At 66.7% G+C, this 318-nt stretch carries 1 protein-coding gene; it reads right to left on the reverse strand.

Annotated elements, in window-relative coordinates; genetic code table 11:
• Positions 1–318: VCBS domain-containing protein (locus ACLIIZ_RS21140; RefSeq protein WP_416695689.1), on the reverse strand; the 318-nt coding region annotated here is incomplete at both ends.

The raw sequence follows: 318 nt of genomic DNA on the forward strand, positions 1-318 counted from the left end.
ACGATGTCGTGCGTCGTCCCGTCCACCGTCTTCACGGTGAAGGTCTCGACCTTCGTCTCACCTTCGCCCAGGTACTGCACGTCGGCGTTCGCCACCGTGTAGGTCCAGTCGCCGGTCGCCGTGATCGCCAGGCCGCCCAGCGCACCCGCGCTGGCGACGATGCCCGTGGTCTGGAACTGCGCTTCGTCGGTGCCATCGACGTCCGTCACCAGCAGCGTGCCGGTGTCGGTCAGGTTCGGGTTCGACGCGTCTTCCGTCACCGCACCCTTGTCCTTGCCGCTCACTTCGGCGCCGTCATTGGTACCGGTGATCGTCACC

The organism is Azonexus caeni (genome assembly GCF_048146105.1).
Lineage (GTDB): Bacteria > Pseudomonadota > Gammaproteobacteria > Burkholderiales > Rhodocyclaceae > Azonexus > Azonexus aromaticus_B.